General features: G+C 61.5%; 21 protein-coding genes. 2 read left to right on the forward strand and 19 right to left on the reverse strand.

What is annotated here, in order from left to right:
• The first annotated feature begins 86 nt into the window (after positions 1 to 86).
• Positions 87 to 1,469: a DEAD/DEAH box helicase gene (locus tag A2I95_RS11700; protein ID WP_291729930.1), complete on the forward strand. Its 1,383-nt coding sequence runs from the start codon at positions 87 to 89 to the stop codon at positions 1,467 to 1,469.
• 213 nt (positions 1,470 to 1,682) lie between these two features.
• Positions 1,683 to 1,862 (forward strand): RSP_7527 family protein, encoded by a 180-nt coding sequence (locus A2I95_RS11705; RefSeq protein WP_027258435.1) that lies wholly within the window; start codon positions 1,683 to 1,685, stop codon positions 1,860 to 1,862.
• A gap of 201 nt (positions 1,863 to 2,063) precedes the next feature.
• Here A2I95_RS11705 and A2I95_RS11710 read toward each other — a convergent pair whose 3' ends face one another.
• The 19 genes from A2I95_RS11710 to A2I95_RS11800 all read right to left on the reverse strand — a co-directional run bounded on the left by A2I95_RS11710 (position 2,064) and on the right by A2I95_RS11800 (position 19,317).
• Positions 2,064 to 3,731, reverse strand: a complete 1,668-nt coding sequence (locus A2I95_RS11710) for a ribonuclease J (RefSeq protein WP_291729931.1) — start codon at positions 3,729 to 3,731, stop codon at positions 2,064 to 2,066.
• Positions 3,728 to 4,510, reverse strand: coding sequence for a type III pantothenate kinase (locus A2I95_RS11715; RefSeq protein ID WP_291729932.1), 783 nt, complete (start codon positions 4,508 to 4,510; stop codon positions 3,728 to 3,730). Before A2I95_RS11715 ends, A2I95_RS11710 begins: the two co-directional genes overlap by 4 nt.
• Before the next feature lie 12 nt (positions 4,511 to 4,522).
• Entirely contained in the window at positions 4,523 to 5,269 is a 747-nt protein-coding gene (locus A2I95_RS11720; RefSeq protein ID WP_291729933.1) for a biotin--[acetyl-CoA-carboxylase] ligase, read from the reverse strand.
• A 68-nt stretch (positions 5,270 to 5,337) separates the two neighbouring features.
• Positions 5,338 to 6,777: an NADH-quinone oxidoreductase subunit NuoN gene (nuoN, locus tag A2I95_RS11725; protein WP_291729934.1), complete on the reverse strand. Its 1,440-nt coding sequence runs from the start codon at positions 6,775 to 6,777 to the stop codon at positions 5,338 to 5,340.
• 15 nt (positions 6,778 to 6,792) lie between these two features.
• On the reverse strand, positions 6,793 to 8,340 hold the full coding sequence (locus A2I95_RS11730; RefSeq protein ID WP_291729935.1) for an NADH-quinone oxidoreductase subunit M: 1,548 nt from the start codon (positions 8,338 to 8,340) through the stop codon (positions 6,793 to 6,795).
• Positions 8,340 to 10,433, reverse strand: a complete 2,094-nt coding sequence (gene nuoL, locus A2I95_RS11735) for an NADH-quinone oxidoreductase subunit L (protein ID WP_291729936.1) — start codon at positions 10,431 to 10,433, stop codon at positions 8,340 to 8,342. The genes A2I95_RS11730 and nuoL overlap by 1 nt, the downstream gene beginning before the upstream one ends.
• A 6-nt stretch (positions 10,434 to 10,439) precedes the next feature.
• Entirely contained in the window at positions 10,440 to 10,745 is a 306-nt protein-coding gene (nuoK, locus tag A2I95_RS11740; RefSeq protein ID WP_008553673.1) for an NADH-quinone oxidoreductase subunit NuoK, read from the reverse strand.
• Between the two features lie 4 nt (positions 10,746 to 10,749).
• Entirely contained in the window at positions 10,750 to 11,352 is a 603-nt protein-coding gene (locus A2I95_RS11745) for an NADH-quinone oxidoreductase subunit J (protein WP_291729937.1), read from the reverse strand.
• On the reverse strand, positions 11,349 to 11,780 hold the full coding sequence (locus A2I95_RS11750; RefSeq protein WP_291729938.1) for a carboxymuconolactone decarboxylase family protein: 432 nt from the start codon (positions 11,778 to 11,780) through the stop codon (positions 11,349 to 11,351). The genes A2I95_RS11745 and A2I95_RS11750 overlap by 4 nt, the downstream gene beginning before the upstream one ends.
• Entirely contained in the window at positions 11,777 to 12,271 is a 495-nt protein-coding gene (gene nuoI / locus A2I95_RS11755; RefSeq protein WP_027258426.1) for an NADH-quinone oxidoreductase subunit NuoI, read from the reverse strand. Before nuoI ends, A2I95_RS11750 begins: the two co-directional genes overlap by 4 nt.
• On the reverse strand, positions 12,268 to 13,041 hold the full coding sequence (locus tag A2I95_RS11760) for a methyltransferase domain-containing protein (RefSeq protein ID WP_291729939.1): 774 nt from the start codon (positions 13,039 to 13,041) through the stop codon (positions 12,268 to 12,270). Before A2I95_RS11760 ends, nuoI begins: the two co-directional genes overlap by 4 nt.
• A gap of 6 nt (positions 13,042 to 13,047) precedes the next feature.
• Complete coding sequence (gene nuoH, locus A2I95_RS11765; protein ID WP_129371392.1) at positions 13,048 to 14,085, reverse strand: NADH-quinone oxidoreductase subunit NuoH; 1,038 nt, start codon at positions 14,083 to 14,085, stop codon at positions 13,048 to 13,050.
• 6 nt (positions 14,086 to 14,091) lie between these two features.
• The gene (locus A2I95_RS11770) at positions 14,092 to 14,478 is read right to left on the reverse strand and encodes a hypothetical protein (RefSeq protein WP_291729940.1); all 387 of its coding nucleotides are present in this window, start codon (positions 14,476 to 14,478) and stop codon (positions 14,092 to 14,094) included.
• The gene (gene nuoG, locus A2I95_RS11775; protein WP_291729941.1) at positions 14,475 to 16,493 is read right to left on the reverse strand and encodes an NADH-quinone oxidoreductase subunit NuoG; all 2,019 of its coding nucleotides are present in this window, start codon (positions 16,491 to 16,493) and stop codon (positions 14,475 to 14,477) included. The genes A2I95_RS11770 and nuoG overlap by 4 nt, the downstream gene beginning before the upstream one ends.
• Before the next feature lie 3 nt (positions 16,494 to 16,496).
• Positions 16,497 to 16,901, reverse strand: a complete 405-nt coding sequence (locus A2I95_RS11780; protein ID WP_027258422.1) for a DUF5333 domain-containing protein — start codon at positions 16,899 to 16,901, stop codon at positions 16,497 to 16,499.
• A gap of 101 nt (positions 16,902 to 17,002) precedes the next feature.
• Positions 17,003 to 17,332, reverse strand: a complete 330-nt coding sequence (locus tag A2I95_RS11785; RefSeq protein WP_291729942.1) for a hypothetical protein — start codon at positions 17,330 to 17,332, stop codon at positions 17,003 to 17,005.
• 32 nt (positions 17,333 to 17,364) lie between these two features.
• Positions 17,365 to 17,781 (reverse strand): MAPEG family protein, encoded by a 417-nt coding sequence (locus A2I95_RS11790; RefSeq protein WP_291729943.1) that lies wholly within the window; start codon positions 17,779 to 17,781, stop codon positions 17,365 to 17,367.
• A 3-nt stretch (positions 17,782 to 17,784) separates the two neighbouring features.
• On the reverse strand, positions 17,785 to 19,083 hold the full coding sequence (gene nuoF / locus A2I95_RS11795; RefSeq protein WP_291729944.1) for an NADH-quinone oxidoreductase subunit NuoF: 1,299 nt from the start codon (positions 19,081 to 19,083) through the stop codon (positions 17,785 to 17,787).
• 6 nt (positions 19,084 to 19,089) lie between these two features.
• Positions 19,090 to 19,317, reverse strand: a complete 228-nt coding sequence (locus A2I95_RS11800) for a DUF5337 domain-containing protein (protein WP_291729945.1) — start codon at positions 19,315 to 19,317, stop codon at positions 19,090 to 19,092.
• Positions 19,318 to 19,352 lie beyond the last annotated feature (35 nt).

A 19,352-nucleotide genomic window follows, 5' to 3' on the forward strand; every position in this document is an offset into this window, starting at 1 on the left:
GGCAGCTGCCATCCCGCATGACCTTTGCGGAGCCGGCTGCAACACACACGCGCGGGCCAGGTCAGTGTCCGCAATGACGGATGCATATGACAAAATTCACCGATCTGAACCTCAATCCCAAGGTCCTCAAGGCTATTGAGGAAGCTGGATACGAAACCCCCACCCCGATTCAGGCGGGTGCAATTCCGCCTGCGCTGGAGGGCCGCGACGTGCTGGGAATCGCCCAGACCGGCACCGGCAAGACGGCGTCTTTCACGCTGCCAATGATCACAATGCTGGCGCGCGGCCGCGCCCGCGCCCGGATGCCGCGCAGCCTGGTGCTGTGCCCCACCCGCGAGCTGGCGGCCCAGGTGGCGGAAAACTTCGACACCTATGCCAAGCATGTAAAGCTCACCAAGGCGCTGCTGATCGGCGGGGTTTCGTTCAAGGAACAGGACGCGCTGATCGACAAAGGCGTCGACGTGCTGATCGCAACCCCTGGCCGCCTGCTGGACCATTTCGAGCGCGGCAAGCTGCTGCTCACCGGTGTGCAAATCATGGTGGTGGACGAGGCCGACCGGATGCTCGACATGGGCTTCATCCCGGATATCGAGCGGATCTTCTCGCTGACGCCGTTCACCCGTCAAACGCTGTTCTTCTCAGCCACCATGGCGCCGGAAATCGAGCGGATCACCAACACATTCCTCTCGGGTCCGGCCCGGATTGAAGTGGCCCGCCAAGCCACCGCGTCGGAAACCATTGAACAGGCTGTCGTGCAGTTCAAAGCGTCCCGCCGCGACCGCGAAGCAACCGAAAAACGTCGGGTTCTGCGCGCGCTGATTGACGGCGAGGGTGACAAGCTCACCAATGGCATCATTTTCTGCAACCGAAAAACGGATGTGGATATTGTAGCCAAATCGCTCAAGAAATACGGTTACGACGCCTCTCCGATCCATGGCGATCTGGATCAAAGCCAGCGGACCAGGACATTGGACGGTTTCCGCGAAGGGGCCTTGCGGATTCTGGTCGCGTCGGATGTGGCCGCGCGCGGCCTTGATGTGCCCAGCGTCAGCCACGTGTTCAATTTCGATGTGCCTGGCCATGCCGAGGACTACGTCCACCGGATCGGCCGTACCGGACGCGCCGGCCGCGAGGGCAAGGCCATCACCATCTGCATTCCACGCGATGACAAGGCTTTGGATGCAGTGGAAAAACTGCTCCAGAAAGAGATCCCGCGCCTGGAAAACCCGGTGAAGCCGGAACCCAGGGCGGAAAAACCCGCCCGCGCAGCCAAACCGGAACCGGAAGCCCGCGAGTCCCGCAAGGAGACGCCCCGCAGCCCCCGCAAGGACGAAAAGCCTGCGCAGAAACCCGAACGCGCTTCTGGCCGCGGGAAATACGGCAAACGCGACGACAAGTCCGTGGTCGGCATGGGCGACCACCTGCCCAGCTTCATCGCCCTCAGCTTCGCGGAACGCCGGGCCAGCTGACCAACACCCCCGCCAGACGCGTTACAGGCCGTTCCATTCTGGAGCGGCCTTTCTTTATTGCAGCTACAAAAGGGCGGATCACCATGCAGCTGCCGCATGGCGACCTTTGCACTTGCAGCATAACGGGTCTTCGATCTTGGGTGGCGTCAACCTGTGCAAACAGGCGTATTGCATCCGCAACACTGTAACGCGCCATTGAAATTGGGCCTCGCCATGAACACCACCGAAACCAATACCCTGACCATTGCACAATTCCAGGCCATCGAAGCCCGCGCCCATGAGCTGCGCGCCGAGGCTTTTGCCAACGTGATGCGCCGCCTGTTCCGCGCCCTGTTCAGCGCCCCGCGCAAGGTGGTATCCTGCCCCAGCTGCGCTCGTCCGCTGCACGGCTGAACCTGCTGCCGGCTCCACAGGGCCAGCCCCCGAATTGACAACGCCGCGTGCCCTAAGGGCCGCGGCGTTGTTGTTTCGTGCGGTGCTGTTCAGCGGCAGCGCCGCGGACCCGTCAGGGTGCGCGGCGCTTGGCCCAACGGGGCCCGCTGCATCTTTGATGCCGCTTGAGCCGGGCGGGAGCACCGCCCTGCCCTCGCTGGGTCAGCGCATGCGGCTGACCACCACCGTCACCTCGGGCTTCTTGCCGATCTCGCTGTGCGCGCTCTGGCGGGCGATGCGGCGCAACTCCTGTTCCAGCTTGTCCTCATCGCGCAGGGTCTTGGCGCCCGCACGCATCAGGAACTGGTTCAGATCCGCTTCCATAATCTCAACCAGGGCGGCGTTTGAACTGCCGGTCTCGGGCAGGCCCTTGACGTCGCACCAGGGTTCGCCCAGCGGCTCGTCTTCCTCGTCCAGCAGCACCGTCACCACCACATGGCCATTCAGCGCCATGCGGATGCGGTCGCGCACGACGCCGTCCATTGCGCCGTATTTGACCGAACCGTCCAGATAGGTGCGGCCGGTATCGACATAGCCGGCACTCGTGGGCGCATCGCCGGTCAGATCCATCATCATGCCGTTGACCACAACCGCGCTGGCAATGCCTTTTGCCTCCCCCAGACGGGCGTGCTGGCGCAAGTGACGGTGCTCGCCATGCATCGGCACCAGCATCCTGGGCTTCAGCAGATTGTGCATGGTTTCCAGATCCGGGCCGTTGGCATGACCGGACACATGGTAAAGGCCGGAACTGTCATCGACCACATCCACACCCATTTCCGAGAACTGGTTGATAATGCGGATCACGCCTTTTTCATTGCCCGGGATGGTCTTGGAGGAGAACAGGAAGGTGTCGCCCTCCTTCAGCTCCAGCCCGCGGTATTTGCCGCGCGCCAGCTGTGCAGAGGCGGCGCGGCGCTCGCCCTGGCTGCCGGTTGTGATCAGCATCAGGTTGTCGCGCGGCACATTGTTGGCATCTTCGGGGCTGATCACCTTGGGGAAATCCACCAGCACGCCGGTTTCCGTCGCAGCCTCGATCATCCGGCGCATCGCACGGCCCAGCAGCACAATGGACCGCCCGGCCCGCACCCCGGCCTCGGCCAGGGTTTTCACCCGGGCAACGTTGGAGGCAAAGGTGGTGGCGGCAACCAGGCCCTTGGCTTCGGAAATCAGTTTGGTGATCTCATCCGGCAACTCTGATTCCGAGCGGCCCGGATGGGTCGAGAACACATTGGTGGAATCGCAGACCAGCGCCTGAATGCCGTCTTTGGCGATCTCTGCCCACATGTCCGGATCGAAAGGCTCCCCGACCAGCGGATTGGAGTCCAGCTTGAAATCGCCGGTATGCACCACCCGCCCTGCCGGGCTGTCGATCACCAGTCCGCCGCTTTCGGGGATGGAATGGCTCATCGGGGCGACGCCGATGGTGAAAGGGCCAAGTTTGGTCACTTCTGGCCAGGCCTGCACGATGTGCACGTTGGCCGGGTCGTGGCCTGCTTCCTCCATCTTGCGCCGGGCCAGGTTGGCGGTGAAGGCGCGGGCGTAAACCGGCACGTTCAGGCTGGAATACATATGGGCGATAGCGCCGATATGGTCTTCGTGGCCGTGGGTGACGAAAATCCCCTCCAGCCGGTCCACCCGCTCTTTCAGCCAGGTCATGTCCGGCATGATCAGGTCGACACCTGGGGTGGTGTCCATGTCGGGGAAGGTCACGCCCAGGTCGACCAGAATCAGGCGTTCCTTATCCTTCGGTCCGTAGCCGTAGACATAGGCGTTCATGCCTATTTCACCCGCCCCGCCGAGGGGCAGATAGATCAATCTTTCACTGCTCATGCGTCAGTACCATTATCCTTGTTGTATTTATGAATGATCTGCAGCCCATGCATGGTGAGGTCATCCTCAAATGCGTCAAACAGATCAGCGGATTGCTGGAACAAAGGCGCCAGCCCGCCTGTCGAGATTACTTTCATCGCTACGCCGCGTTCCGCTTTGATCCGGGTGCAGATCTCGCGGACGAGGCCGACATAGCCCCAGAACACGCCGGACTGCATGCAGGCGACGGTGTTGGTTCCGATGACATTTTCTGGTTTGGAAATGTCCACATGCGGCAGCGCGGCGGCGGCCTGATGCAGGGCTTCCAGGCTCAGGTTCACGCCTGGCGCAATTACCCCGCCGACATAGGCGCCGTCCTCGGCCACCACGTCGAACGTCGTTGCGGTGCCGAAGTCCACCACGATCAGATTGCCGCCGTGGGCGTCGAAACCGGATACCGTATTGACCAGCCGGTCGGGGCCAACGGCGGTGCCTTCGTCCACCCGCACCGCGACGGGCAGCAGGCAGCCGGGCTTACCCACCACCAGCGGCCGGGTGTTGAAATAGCGGTCCGCCAGAACCCGCAGATTGAACACCACGCGCGGCACAGTGGAGGAGATGATCATGTCGGTGATATCCGCCTCGATCCCCTGCAGCCGCATCAGCGTGTTCAGCCAGACAAAATACTGGTCAGCCGTGCGCTGCCAGTCGGTGGCGGTGCGCCACAGGCCGATGAACTTCTCGCCGTCGTAGATCGAGAAGACGGTATTGGTATTGCCGCAATCAACTGCCAGAAGCATTGCTGCCCCTTCCTAGAAATAGATGTCCGCAGCGGGAATGCTGACACGGCCCTTGGCGGTGTTTAGGACAAGGTTGCCGCTGCCGTCCACCGTTTCAAAGGTGCCTTCGGTTTCGGAGTTTGCAGTGCGGGCGGTGATCACCTCGCCCAGCTTGGCTGCGCGCGCCAGCCAGGCGGTGCGTATCGGCTCGAACCCGTAGGTGCTGAACTGTTGCTCAAAGCGGGCAAAGGCGTCGGCCACGGCTTCCAGAAACTCCTCGGGCGTGACCTGCACGCCGGTTTCCGATAGCAGCGATACCGGCCAGACCGCTCCGGGCTCCAGCCATTCCTTCATCGGGGTTTCCACCAGGTTGACGCCGATGCCGACAAACAGATGGTTGACCCCCTGCCCGTTGCCTGCGCTTTCCAGCAATATGCCGGCCAGTTTGCCGCCCTTCAGCAGCACGTCGTTGGGCCATTTCAGCGACAACCCCTCGCTGCGCCCCGTCACGGCGACGCAAGCGTCATAGACGGCAAGTGCGGCGACAAAGCTGCGCAGCGCGGCCTGGTCCGGGGCGCCCTCGGGCCGCATCACTAGAGTCGCGGCGAAATTGCCCTTTGGGTCCTTCCAGTCACGCCCCCGGCGGCCGCGCCCCTGGGTCTGGCGCAGCGCCAGGATCCATTCCGGGCCTGCCAGCTCACCCGCGATGCGGGACGCCTCGTTCAGGGTGCTGTCCACCTCGTCGAGCACCCGTTTTCCATATCCTGCTGGCCAGCTCATGTGTGCTCCTTAGATGCGGAAAGGCCCGGTCGCAAGACCGGGCCTTTTCAGCCTGCCTGAAAAGCAGATCAATTTACAAGGGTTGCTGCGGCGGCAGCCGCGGCGCCGTCGATGCCGAACTGGTAAACCACGCCAACCAGCATCAGCGCGGCAGAGGCCATCAGCGCCACGCCCAGGATCGGTGAGCCCTTGGCTTCAACGTCGTCCTCGCCAGTGCCGAAGTACATGTAGAAGACAATGCGGATGTAATAGAACGCACCGATGACTGAGGCCACGGCGGAGGCAATGACCAGCCCCATCAGCCCTGCATCAACACCCGCCTGCCAGACGCCGAGCTTGGCAAAAAAGCCCAGCATCGGCGGCACACCGGCCAGCGAGAACATCAGGATCAGCACCGCCAGCGCCTTGCCCGGCTCGCGGGAGGCAAACTGGTTCAGCGCCATGATGTCCGTGACCGGCTTGCCGTCCTTCTCCAGCATCAGGATGAAGGAGAAAGTACCGATGTTCATGGTGACGTAGATTGCAAGATACACCAGCATGGCGGTGACGCCCTGTTCAGTGCCCGCTGCGAGGCCGATCATCGCATAGCCCATATGGGCGATCGAGGAGAAGGCCATAAGGCGTTTGATATCGCGCTGGCCGATTGCCGCGATGGCGCCCAGGAACATCGACAGGACCGACAGCACGACGATGATCTGCTGCCAGTCTGCCACTGCACCGCCAAAGGCGTCATGCAGCACCCGGGCGAACAGACCCATCGCCGCCACCTTGGGCGCGGTGGCAAAAAAGGCCGTTACCGGCGTCGGCGCGCCCTCATACACATCCGGGGTCCACATGTGGAAGGGCACAGCAGAGACCTTGAACGCCAGGCCGGAAATCATGAAGACCAGGCCGAACAGCATGCCGATGGACATATGGCCCTGCTCTGCAACCTGGATGATGCCCGCGAACTGGGTGGTTCCGGCAAAGCCGTAGACCAGCGAGGCACCGTACAGTAGCAGCCCCGAAGACAGCGCGCCCAGCACGAAGTATTTAAGGCCCGCCTCGGTCGACTTGACGCTGTCGCGGCGCATGGCGGCCACGACATAGAGCGACAGCGACTGCAGCTCCAGCCCCATGTAAAGGGACATCAGGTCGCCGGCGGAGACCATCATCATCATGCCGACAGCGCTGAGCGCCACCAGGATCGGGTATTCAAACCGCAGCATGCCGCGGCGCGCCATGTAGTCCTGACCGATCAGCAGCACCGCAGCTGCACCCAGCAGCAGCGCCACCTTGGCAAAGCGGGCAAAGCCGTCATTGATGAACATGCCATTGAAGGCAGTCTGGGTCGCCGCCGGGCTTGCCGCGATCCAGAAGGCAAGTGCCGCCAGCAGCGCGGCAGTGCTCCAGACCAGCGGGGCGGCCAGTTTGTCCTTGCTGGTGTAGACCGCGCCCAAGAGCGCGCCCATTGCATAAAGTGCCAGAACGATCTCTGGCAGGACTACGGTAAGATCAGCTTGGATCATCTGCCTGATGCTCCCTTAATGCGAAGCAATCTGGGTGGCTGCCGAGGTGTCGGCCGCTGCCAGAGATTGGTTGAAGTTTGCAATCAGCGCCTCGGTCGAGGGGGCGATGATGTCGGTGACCAAAGACGGGTAGACGCCCAAGAGCAGGGTCATGACCACCAGCGGCGCAAAGACGAAACGCTCGCGGGCGGTCATGTCGCGGATGCCGGCCAGGCTGCCCTTGATCAGGTCGCCGAATACCACCCTGCGGTAAAGCCACAGCGCATAGCCGGCCGAGAAGATCACCCCGGTTGCCGCCACTGCAGTCACCCAGGTGTTTTTCTGGAAAGCGCCCATCAGGGTCAGGAATTCACCGACAAAACCAGAGGTGCCCGGCAGGCCGACGTTGCCCATGGTGAAGAACATGAACACAAGCGCATATGCGGGCATCCGGATCACCAGGCCGCCATAGGCCTCGATATCGCGGGTGTGCATCCGGTCATAGATCACCCCGACACACAGGAAGAGTGCTGCGGAGATGAAGCCATGCGACAGCATCTGGAAGATTGCGCCGTCGATACCCTGCTGGTTGGCGGCAAAGATGCCCATGGTGACAAAACCCATGTGCGCCACTGAAGAATAGGCAATCAGCTTCTTCATGTCTTCCTGCACAATCGCCACCAGCGAAGTGTAGACAACCGCGATGGCCGACATCCATAGGACCACATCGGTCATCACATCCGCACCCACCGGGAACATCGGCAGGCTGAAGCGCAGGAACCCGTAGCCGCCCATCTTCAGCAGGATCGCCGCCAGCACCACGGAGCCCGCGGTCGGCGCCTGCACGTGCGCATCCGGCAGCCAGGTGTGCACCGGCCACATCGGCATCTTCACCGCAAAGGAGGCAAAGAACGCCAGGAACATCAGCGTTTGAGCGCCGCCCACGACGTGAACCCCCAGCACGTCAAAGGACGCCGCCGAGAAACTGTGGGTCAGCAGGACCTCGATATCGGTGGTGCCGGCGTCCACATACATGAAGACCATTGCCACCAGCATCAGCACCGAGCCGAAGAAGGTATAGAGGAAGAACTTGAAGGAGGCGTAGATCCGCTCCTTGCCGCCCCAGATGCCGATAATCAGGAACATCGGAATGAGGCCCGCCTCGAAGAACAGGTAGAACAGCACCAGATCCAGCGCCATGAAGACGCCCAGCATCAGGGTCTCCAGCAGCAGGAAGGCAACCATGTATTCCTTCACCCGGTCAGTAACCGACCAGCTGGCCAGAATTGTCAGCGGCATGATGAAGGTGGTCAGCATCACGAACAGCACCGAGATGCCGTCAACGCCCATCTTGTACTTGAGGCCCAGGATCCAATCCCGGTCCTCGACGAACTGGAAGCCTGTGTTGGCGGGGTCGAACTCGAAATAGATGCCAAGGCTCACCAGAAAGGTGACCGTGGTGGCAAAGAGCGCAACAAACTTGGCGTTGCGCTGCGCCGCCTTGTCCTCGCCGCGCAGGAACAGGGCCAGAATGCCTGCTGCAAGCGCCGGGATGAAGGTGACAATAGAAAGGAGATTGTCCATCAGTGCGTTCCTCCGCCGATCGACATCCAGGTGACCAGGGCTGCGATGCCCAGCACCATCCAGAAGGCATAAGTGAAGATGTACCCGGACTGAGCGCGTCCGGCGAGGCGGGTGAAGAAGGGCACAACGCCCATGGCCAGGCCATTGAGGAAGCCGTCAATGGTGCCCCCATCGCCGCGTTTCCACAGGAAGCGGCCAATGGCCAAAGCGGGTTTCACGAAGATCACATTGTAGATCTCGTCAAAGTACCACTTGTTCAAGAGGAACAGATACAGCGGGCGCTGCTGCTCGGCCAGACGCTTGGGCAGCGACGGGTTCCAGATGTAGAACCACAGCGCCAGCACCAGGCCGCCCAGCATCGCCATGAACGGCGACAGCTTCACCCATTTCGGCGCCGCATGGGCATCCTCCAGGATGTGGTTGTCCTTGCCGATATAGATCGCGCCCTCGCCCGGCTGGCCGGCAAACACATAGTGATGCTCGCCTTCTGCCGCAGCGTCGCCATGCGAGGCTTCTTCGCCATGACCCTCGGCTTCGCCATGGGCGTCCGCCGCGGCCTCTGCCACCGGGATGCCGTAGAACTTGCCGACCTGATCGGCGTGGCCGAAGAAGCTGCTGTACCAGATCATGCCCGCGGTTATAGAACCCACCGCCAGCACGCCCAGCGGCACCAGCATGGTCCAGGGGCTTTCATGGGCGTGGTCGTGGGTGTGCTTGTCACCGCGTGCCTCACCATAGAAGGTCATGAACATCAGGCGCCAGGAATAAAACGAGGTCATGAAGGCCGCGATCACCAGCGCCCAGAAGCCGAACATCGAGCCGCCTGCATAGGCGCTTTCGATGATCGCATCCTTTGAGACGAAGCCGGCAAAGCCAACCCAGCCGCTCAGCGGGATGCCAACGCCGGTAATGGCCAAAGTGCCGATCATCATCGCGGCAAAGGTATAGGGGATCTTCTTGCGCAGCGCGCCATAGTTCCGCATGTCCTGTTCGTGATGCATCGCGTGGATCACCGAACCGGCTCCCAGGAACAGCATCGCCTTGAAGAAGGCGTGGGTGAACAGGTGGAACATCGCCGCCGAATACATGCCGACGCCAGCCGCCACGAACATGTAGCCCAGCTGCGAGCAGGTCGAATAGGCGATCACGCGCTTGATGTCGTTCTGCACCAGACCCACGGTTGCCGCAAAGAAAGCAGTCGCAGCACCCAGCACGGTGATGAAGGCCGCGGCCTCAGGCGCGAACTCGATCAGCGGCGACATGCGGCAGACCAGGAACACGCCCGCGGTCACCATGGTTGCGGCGTGGATCAGCGCCGACACCGGGGTCGGGCCTTCCATCGCGTCCGGCAGCCAGGTGTGCAGGATCAGCTGCGCCGATTTGCCCATCGCGCCGACAAACAGCAGGAAGGCAATCAGGTTCGCCGCGTTCCATTCAGACCACAGGAATGAGACCTGGGTTTCCGCCAGCGTGGGCGCCGCGGCAAATATGTCCGCCAAGTTGATGCTGTCGGTCAGGAAGAACAAGCCGAAGATCCCCAGCGCAAAGCCGAAGTCGCCGACGCGGTTGACGATAAAGGCTTTGATCGCCGCCGCATTGGCCGAAGGCTTGCGGTAGTAGAAACCGATCAGCAGATAGGAGGCGACGCCGACGCCTTCCCAGCCGAAGAACATCTGCACCAGGTTGTCGGAGGTCACCAGCATCAGCATCGCGAAGGTGAAGAACGACAGATACGCAAAGAAGCGCGGTTTGTAGCTTTCGCCCTCTTTCCACTGCGGGTCATGGTCCATGTAGCCGAAGGAATAGAGATGCACCAGCGACGACACCGTGGTGATCACGATCAGCATGATCGCGGTCAGCCGGTCCAGGCGGATCGCCCAGTCGGTCGACAGGGTGCCGCTTTCGATCCAGCGCAGGATCTGGATGGTTTCCGTCTGTCCGTCAAAACTCAGGAAGGTGATCCAGCTGAGCAGCGCTGCCAGGAACAGCAGCGCCGTGGCGGTCACGGTGGCGGCTTTCTCGCCGATGAATTTCCAGCCGAAGCCGCAGATCACGGCCCCCGCCAGCGGGGCAAAGAGGAGGATGGTTTCCATGGTTCTTCAGCCCTTCATCACGTTGACGTCTTCGACAGCAATGGTGCCGCGGTTGCGGAAGAAGCAGACCAGGATCGCAAGGCCAATGGCGGCCTCGGCGGCGGCCACGGTCAGCACGAACAGGGTAAAGACTTGCCCCACCAGATCGCCCAGGAAACTGGAGAAAGCCACCAGGTTGATGTTCACCGCCAGCAGCATCAGTTCGATGCTCATCAAAAGGATGATTACGTTTTTGCGGTTCAGGAAGAGCCCGAAGATGCCGATGACAAACAGCGTCGCCGCGACGGTCAGATAATGTTCAAGTCCGATCATGTGCTCACAGCCCCTGCCCCGGTTTCACATCCCTAAGCTCCATCGCCACGGCCGGGTCGCGCATCATCTGGGCAACCACGTCCTGGCGCTTGACGTCCTGGCGGTGGCGCAGGGTCAGCACAATCGCGCCGATCATCGCCACCAGCAGGATCAGGCCAGACAGCTGGAACAGAAGGAAATATTGATCATAGATAATGAGGCCAAGCGCCTCGGTGTTGTGGCGGTCGGCGGGCACCGGGTTGGCCAGCAGTTCCGGCGCCTTGTGGGCGGTTTCCCAGACTCCGAAAGCCATCACAAACTGCATCAGGATCACCAGGCCGATCAGCAGCGCCAGCGGCATGTATTTCGCCATCTCCGCCTTCAGCGCGGCAAAATCCACGTCCAGCATCATCACCACAAACAGGAACAGCACAGCGACCGCGCCTACGTAGACGATGACCAGCAGCATGGCGACGAATTCGGCGCCCAGCAGCACAAACAGTCCGGCCGAGGAAAGGAAGGCCAGGATCAGCCACAGCACCGAATGCACCGGCTGGCGGCTGATCACGGTGAACAGCCCGCCGGTGATGGCGCTGACGGCGAAGAGGTAGAAGGCAAAAACGCTCATGTCTCATCGTCCTTGTTGTCGTCCATGACCGTCTGCGCCAGATCCAGCGCCCGGTTCATGGCCGGAATGCCGGCAAAGACCGACATCTGTCCGATCGTTTCCACGATCTCTTGTTTCCTGGCGCCCGCCGCAAGTGCGTGGCGCACGGTCTGGCGCACGGCACTGTCAGCCTGCGCGCCCTGCATTGTCAGCCCGGCCAGAGTCAGCAGCAGCCGGGTCTTGGCATCCAGCCCGTCTTTGTTGACGGTGTTGCCGAACATCATTTCCATGACCTCTTTGGGCATGGTGGGCCACAGCGCCTCGAACTCCTTGAAGGCCTCGGTCGGCGAGAAGTTTTCCAGCGCCGGATTGAAGGCCTTGGCCATCTCCTGCGCCTGGGTCTGCATCTGGGCCATCATGGCCTCGAAAGGGTTCTTGGGATCAGTCATCGGTACGGCGCATCAATTTCAAGGTTGCGGGCAATCTCGGCTTCCCAGCGTTCGCCGTTCGCCAGCAGCTTGTCCTTGTCGTAGAACAGCTCCTCGCGGGTCTCAGTCGCGAATTCGAAATTCGGGCCTTCGACGATGGCATCTACCGGGCAGGCTTCCTGGCAGAAGCCGCAGTAGATGCATTTGGTCATGTCGATGTCATAGCGGGTGGTGCGGCGGCTGCCGTCCTCGCGCGGTTCCGCGTCGATGGTGATCGCCTGCGCCGGGCAGACCGCCTCGCACAGCTTGCAGGCAATGCAGCGCTCTTCGCCATTCGGATAACGGCGCAGCGCGTGCTCGCCGCGGAAACGGGGCGACAGCGGGCCCTTTTCGTGCGGGTAGTTCAGGGTGGCCTTGGGGGCAAAGAAATACTTCAGCCCAAGTTTGAAGCCGACCCAGAAATCCTGCAGCAGGAAGTATTTGGCGGCGCGGGTGTAGTCGATTTGGGTCATTGCGGAGCCATTTCGTCATCAAGCCGGGTTGCGCCGGCGTTTCCGTGGCTGTGCCACTTGGTTTCATAGTCGCTTTGCAGCACCAGGTCCTTCATTGCTGAATCGCTGGTCTTTTCGATTTCATAATAGAGGTACATGCGCCCCTCCGGTATTTTGCCCTTCAGCCGCATCCGCTTGCCGGTCTCGGCAGGGTCCTGGAACTCAATATGATAGTCGCCTCCGCGCGGCCGTTTGTGGATGCCGCGGCAGTCATGCACGGTGCAGCCGCAGTTGCGACCCCAGAAGGTCCAGACCAGTTCGGGATTGAACTGGTAGATGCCATGCGCAGGCCAGCCATTGAACCCGTTTGCGGAAATGAACCGCCCGCCCGGTTTCAGCATCCGGAACACCGTTTCCAGCGCCATCGGCACGTTGAAGACATGCTCGATTGTGCCGCCGTCGAATATCAGATCGAACTGCCCTTCCAGCTCGGCAGCCACCGGGCGGTTCAGGTCATGAAGAATGGTTGCGCCTTCATAGTCGGAAAAGTCCATCGTTTCCATGTCGCCGAACCCCAGCTTTCGCATCAAGGTTTCGCAGTACCCGTCCTCCTGCAGCAGCTCCGTATGGGTCAGATCGAGCCCCTTCTTGCGCAGGATCCGGTTAAACTTGTGTTTGATATGATCCTCCACCCGGAAGGAATGGCGCCCAAGCATAAGCGTCCGGCCTTCCGGCTGGAAACGGGCCGACAAGTCGGCCAGCCGTTCAAAGAGCTCGATATCGACGCCCATTGCTGATCAGCCCCCCACGGTCCAGCGGGCGAAGATGCCCCAGAACCAGTCGAATTTTGCAGCAAAGGACACGAAGACCACCCAGGCCAGCGAGAACGGCAGGAAGACTTTCCAGCCCAGGCGCATCAGCTGGTCGTAGCGGTAGCGCGGGGTGATCGCCTTGACCATCGCGAAGAGGAAGAAGAAGAACGCCATCTTGGCGACCATCCACAGCACGCCATCGGGCAGGCCCGGGATCGGCGACAGCCAGCCGCCGAAGAACAGCAGCGAGGTCAGCGCGCACATCAGGAAGATGGCGATATATTCACCGGCCATGAACAGCAGGAACGGCGTCGCCGAGTATTCCACCTGGTAGCCCGCAACCAGCTCCGATTCCGCTTCCGGCAGGTCGAAGGGCGGGCGGTTGGTTTCTGCCAGCGCCGAGATGAAGAACAGGAACACCATCGGGAAATGCGGGATCCAGTACCAGTTCAGAAGGCCCAGATCGCCATCCTGCGCGCGCACGATGTCGCCAAAGTTCATCGAACCGGTGGAGATGATGATGCCGATGATGATCAGGCCCAGCGATACTTCGTAGGAGATCATCTGAGCGGCGGAGCGCAAGCTGCCGAGGAACGGGTATTTCGAGTTCGACGCCCAGCCGCCCATGATCACGCCGTAGACCTCAAGCGAAGAAACCGCAAAGACATAAAGAATGGCGACGTTGATGTCTGACAGCACCCAGCCGTCGTTGAACGGGATCACCGCCCAGGCGATCATCGCCAGCACAAAGGAGGTCAGCGGTGCAAGGATAAAGACCGGGCGGTCGGCGCCGGCCGGGATCACCACTTCCTTGACCACATATTTCAGCGCGTCGGCCACCGATTGCAGCAGGCCGAAGACACCCACCACATTCGGCCCCCGGCGCATCTGGACCGCGGCCCAGATCTTGCGGTCCCCGTAGACGAGGAACAGGAGCGAGATCATCACAAAGGCAACAACTGCAAGCACTTGCGCCAGGATCAGAACAGCGATGCCGCCTGGAGTGTTAAAGAAATCAGCCATAGGTCCTCACACCGTCGGTATTCCGTTTGCCGCGCAATCCGCGACCACGACTTCGGCGTCGATGGTGCGCAGCCCGCGCGGCAGAGAGGGCGAAATCAGATAAACCGCATCAGCGGTCCGGCTGCCCCCTGCCTGTTTCATTGTTGTGCGCACATGGCGCGCAAACCCGTAACCCCGGATCAGCGCGTATTGCGCGGCGGCACATTCCGCATAGTTATCGAGGTCTTCCTGCACGGTTGCGCCGCGCATAGAGACGTGAAATTGCACCAGATCGCCCTCCAGCAGGCTGGTTTCCACCCCTTCATGGATCGGGGCAGGCCGCTCCCCTTCGCTGCCGGGCGCCATTGCACAGGCGGCCAGCAGGAAGGGCGTTATGAGGGCAAAGCGGATCATTCGGCGGCCAGTTTCCCGGTTTCGCGGGCTTTCACGCCTGCCGACAGTTCCGCCATCAACTGGGATGCGCGGGCGACCGGGTTGGTCAGGTAGAAATCCTTTACCGCGGGCAGGAAGTCTGCCTTGCCGAGCTTGTCCAGCTCCAGCGCGTCGCCTGTTTTTTCAGCCACTTCGTCGATCCTGGCCAGATGAGGCACTTCGGAAACCAGCGCTTGGCGCAACTGCGCCAGAGAGTCATAGCCCAGCTTGGCATCAACTTCGGCGCTGAGGGCGCGCAGGATGGCCCAGTTTTCCTTGGCTTCACCCGGAGCGAACGCTGCACGCATCGCCAGCTGCGGACGGCCTTCGGTATTTACAAACAACCCGTTTTCTTCGGTATAGGCAGCACCCGGCAGGATCACGTCAGCACGGTGTGCGCCGCGGTCACCGTGGGACCCCTGATAGATCACGAAGGCGCCTGCGTCGATTTCGACCTCATCCGCGCCAAGGTTATAGATCACTTCGGCGCCGTCGATGGCTGCTTCCATGCCGCCTTCGGTGACAGCCCCCACATCCATTGCCCCCACACGGGACGCAGCAGTGTGCAGGATCAGCAGTTTGCCGTTGGTGCGTTCGGCCGCGTGCATGGCATGAGCCAGAACGGCAAGCCCGTCCGCTTCGCGCAGAGCGCCCGCACCCACGACAATCACCGAGGGCTTTTCCAGGATGTCGCTGAACTCGTGCTTTTCCAGACCGGCAAGCGCGTCGCGCCCTGCCCCCATCTGGAACACTTCATAGGTCAGATCCGCCGGCTGCCCGATATTGCCGATCTTCGCACCATTCAGCCAGGCCTTGCGGATGCGCGCATTCAGCACCGGGGCTTCATCACGCGGGTTGGTGCCGACCAACAGAATGTATTCGGCGCTGTCGATGTCTTCGATGGCCGCGGTGCCGGCATAACCCGCCCGGTTGCCGATCGGCAGGCGGGCGTTGTCGGTGCGGCATTCCACCTTGCCGCCCAGGCTCTCGACCAGCTGTTTCAGTGCAAAGGCTGCCTCAACCGGGGCCAGATCGCCGATCAGGCCGGCAACTTTCTTGCCCTTCATGGCATTGGATGCGGCAGACAGCGCTTCCGGCCAGGAGGCTGGTTTCAGCTTGCCATCGACACGCACATAAGGGCGGTCAAGGCGCTGGCGGCGCAGCCCGTCCCAGACAAAGCGGGTTTTGTCGCTGATCCATTCCTCGTTCACGCCGTCATGGTTGCGCGGCAGAATCCGCATCACTTCACGGCCTTTGGTGTCAACGCGGATGTTCGATCCCAGCGCGTCCATCACATCGATGGTCTCGGTCTTGGTCAGCTCCCAAGGCCGTGCGGTGAAGGCATAAGGTTTCGACGTCAGCGCGCCAACCGGGCAAAGGTCGATGATATTGCCCTGCAGATTCGATTGCAGCGTCTGGTTCAGGTAGGAGGTGATCTCTGCATCCTCGCCGCGCCCGGTCTGGCCCATCTGAGTGATGCCGGCCACTTCGGATGTAAAACGCACACAGCGGGTGCAGCTGATGCAGCGGGTCATTGCGGTGCCGACCAGCGGGCCGAGATCCAGATCATCCACCGCACGCTTGGCTTCCTTGAAGCGACTGTCAGAGATGCCATAGGCCATTGCCTGGTCCTGCAGATCGCACTCGCCGCCCTGATCGCAGATCGGGCAATCCAGCGGGTGGTTGATCAGCATGAACTCCATCACGCCTTCGCGGGCTTTCTTGACCATCGGCGAATTGGTTTTCACCTGCGGCGCCTGGCCTTCGGGACCGGGGCGCAGGTCGCGCACCTGCATCGCGCAGGAGGCGGCGGGTTTCGGCGGGCCGCCGACAACTTCAACAAGGCACATGCGGCAGTTGCCGGCAATCGACAGGCGCTCGTGGTAGCAGAAGCGCGGGATCTCGACACCCGCCTCCTCACAGGCCTGGATCAGGGTCATCGCCCCTTCCACCTCGATCTCGGTTCCGTCAATGTTGATCTTGCGGAGGTCAGACATGGTCTATTTCGCCCTCAGTAACACGCCGATCGCGCTGTTCTTTTCGATTTCCGCGCGGCCGTAGGCGCAGAAGGTTTCCGGTTGTTCATACGAGACGCCGTTCTGCGCCAGCAGCCGCTCGCCCTTGGCACGCATACGGGCCTTCTCGGCATCCGAATCGATGTAGGCCCGGATTTCCGTGTCCGAGTATCCCAGCTCATTCGCCCGTGCTTTGAGCCGGCGCAACTCGCCCAGCCCCTTGAAGTAGCGCGGCGCAAGGCGGTCGCAGTGGTCAGAGACTTCCTTGGCCATGGCCACCGCAAACAAGGGGTCTTCGATTTCGGCGACATCGCGCAGCGACGGTTTGGCCAGTGCCGAAACCGGCAGGGCAACAAAGGCAGACAGAGCAACAGCAATCAGGGCACGCATGGCAAAGAACTCCTTCAGTTTGAAGCTCCCACTGCTCAAGCGCGCGGCGCTGCTATTCAATAGCAGCCGGGCCGGCCAGCCCTGATATGCTGGAAATCCGCTCACGGTGTGCAAGTTCCCTGGAAAGTGGCCTTGCCGTCGGTCAGTGTCAGCTGCGCATCCTGATCGGCCGGGTCCACCGCCCAATCGATTTTGGACGAGCCGTAGTTCACAACGCAATAGGTGGTGCCGGCATGTGCAGCAGCCTCGCGCGCACCTGTGACAGAGCGCTCCGCCCCCTTGATTTCGATTGAGAAATCAGCGCGGTTCACCTTCTTGTCCACCGGCTTGGCCTTGGCCTTGAACGGGACGCCGTCATACAGTTCCCTGTTCTTATTGGTGGTGCTGGAGCCGCAGGCTGTGACCAGCGCCGCAACTGCCAAACAAGCCATCGGCACAGCCACCCGGTATGTCGTTAGAATTTTCAAAATACTGCCACCAAAGTCAAAATTGCTAAGCCGCCCATACAGGACCAGCCAATCACATAAAAAACCGACCGCAACCCGCCATGCGGTTTGCCGCTGCCGCGAAGATGGATGAGGATCATGATCACCCGCGACACCAGCACAAGCGAGGCCAGAAAATTCACCCAGAACGGTGCAGTGCCTGCCAGGATCGCCGCCAGTGTCACCGTCAGGAAAGCCGGCAGCGTCTCGCAGCCGTTCAAATAGGCCCGGTTCAGCCGGTACGCCTTCTCCGCGTAATCCTCCTGCGGTGTGGCGCCGGGGGCAAGACCTGCCTTCTGCTTAGCCAGCGCCGAAAACGGCGACAACGCCAGGGTGATCAGGGTAAAGATCACCAGCGCAGCCAAAGCGTGGGAATATGCGGCGAAGGCTTCCATCAGTTATTCCGCCGCCATCGCGCCCATGCGGCCCGTTTTCTGGGCCTTGATGCGGTCTTCGATTTCTTCGCGGAAGTTCTTGATCAGGCCCTGGATCGGCCAGGCGGCCGCGTCGCCAAGGGCACAGATGGTGTGGCCTTCGACCTGTTTGGTCACGTCCCACAGCATGTCGATCTCTTCCAGTTCCGCCTCGCCCTTCACCAGACGGTCCATGACCCGCATCATCCAGCCCGTGCCTTCGCGGCAGGGGGTGCACTGTCCGCAGCTTTCGTGCTTGTAGAACTTGGACAGGCGCCAGATCGCCTTGATGATGTCGGTCTGCTTGTCCATCACGATCACCGCCGCGGTGCCAAGACCCGAGCCCAGCTCGCCGCGCAGGTAGTCAAAATCCATGATCGCATCGCGCATGTTCTCGCCGCGCACGCATGGCACCGAAGAGCCGCCGGGGATCACGGCCAAGAGATTGTCCCAGCCGCCGCGGATGCCGCCGCAATGCTTTTCGATCAGCTCCTCGAAACCAATCGACATCGCCTCTTCCACCACGCAGGGGTTGTTGACGTGACCGGAGATCGCAAACAGCTTGGTGCCTGCGTTGTTCTGGCGGCCAAAGCCTGCAAACCAGTCGGCACCGCGGCGCAGGATGGTGGGCACAACGGCGATGGATTCCACGTTGTTCACAGTGGTCGGACAGCCGTAAAGGCCCGCACCTGCCGGGAACGGCGGCTTCATCCGGGGCATGCCCTTCTTGCCTTCCAGGCTCTCGATCAGGGCTGTTTCCTCGCCGCAGATATAGGCCCCTGCCCCGTGGTGCAGAAAGACATCGAAATCCCAGCCGGAGCCGGCTGCGTTCCGGCCCAGCAAGCCCTTATCGTAGCATTCGTCGATTGCCGCTTGCAGCGCCTCGCGCTCGCGGATGTATTCGCCACGAAGATAAATGTAGCAGGTATGCGCGTTCATCGCGAAGGAGGCGATCAGCGCGCCCTCGATCAGCGTATGCGGATCATGGCGCATAATCTCGCGGTCCTTGCAGGTGCCCGGCTCGGATTCATCGGCGTTGATCACCAGATAGGCCGGGCGGCCATCGCTTTCCTTGGGCATGAAGGACCACTTGAGGCCGGTCGGGAAGCCCGCGCCGCCACGGCCGCGCAGGCCGCTGTCCTTCATCGTCTGAATGATCCAGTCGCGGCCCTTCTTAACGAGACCCGCGGTGCCGTCCCAGTGGCCGCGCGCCTTGGCGCCTGCCAAAGTACGTTCGTGCATCCCGTAAAGGTTGGTAAAGATCCGGTCCTGATCCTTCAGCATGTGTGCCTACCTTTGGCTGTCCTGACGCATGCGCCAGAGTTGAAATATGTTGACCAAGGCATAGATCATGCCTGCCAGCGCGGCGAAGTCGAACAGCAAGGCATAGCGCCCCGGCAGCCCCAGCATGGGGCCGATGAACAGCGACACGGCAATCCACAGCAAAATGGTCCCGGCAATCACAAGCGCGATATGCCGGCCCTTTGCAGCGATAGCCTGGTCCTGTTCCTTGCTCATCTGTTCCCTATCACCTGGGCGCGGTCCCTGCGGGC

It is taken from the genome of Leisingera sp. F5 (assembly GCF_001593695.1).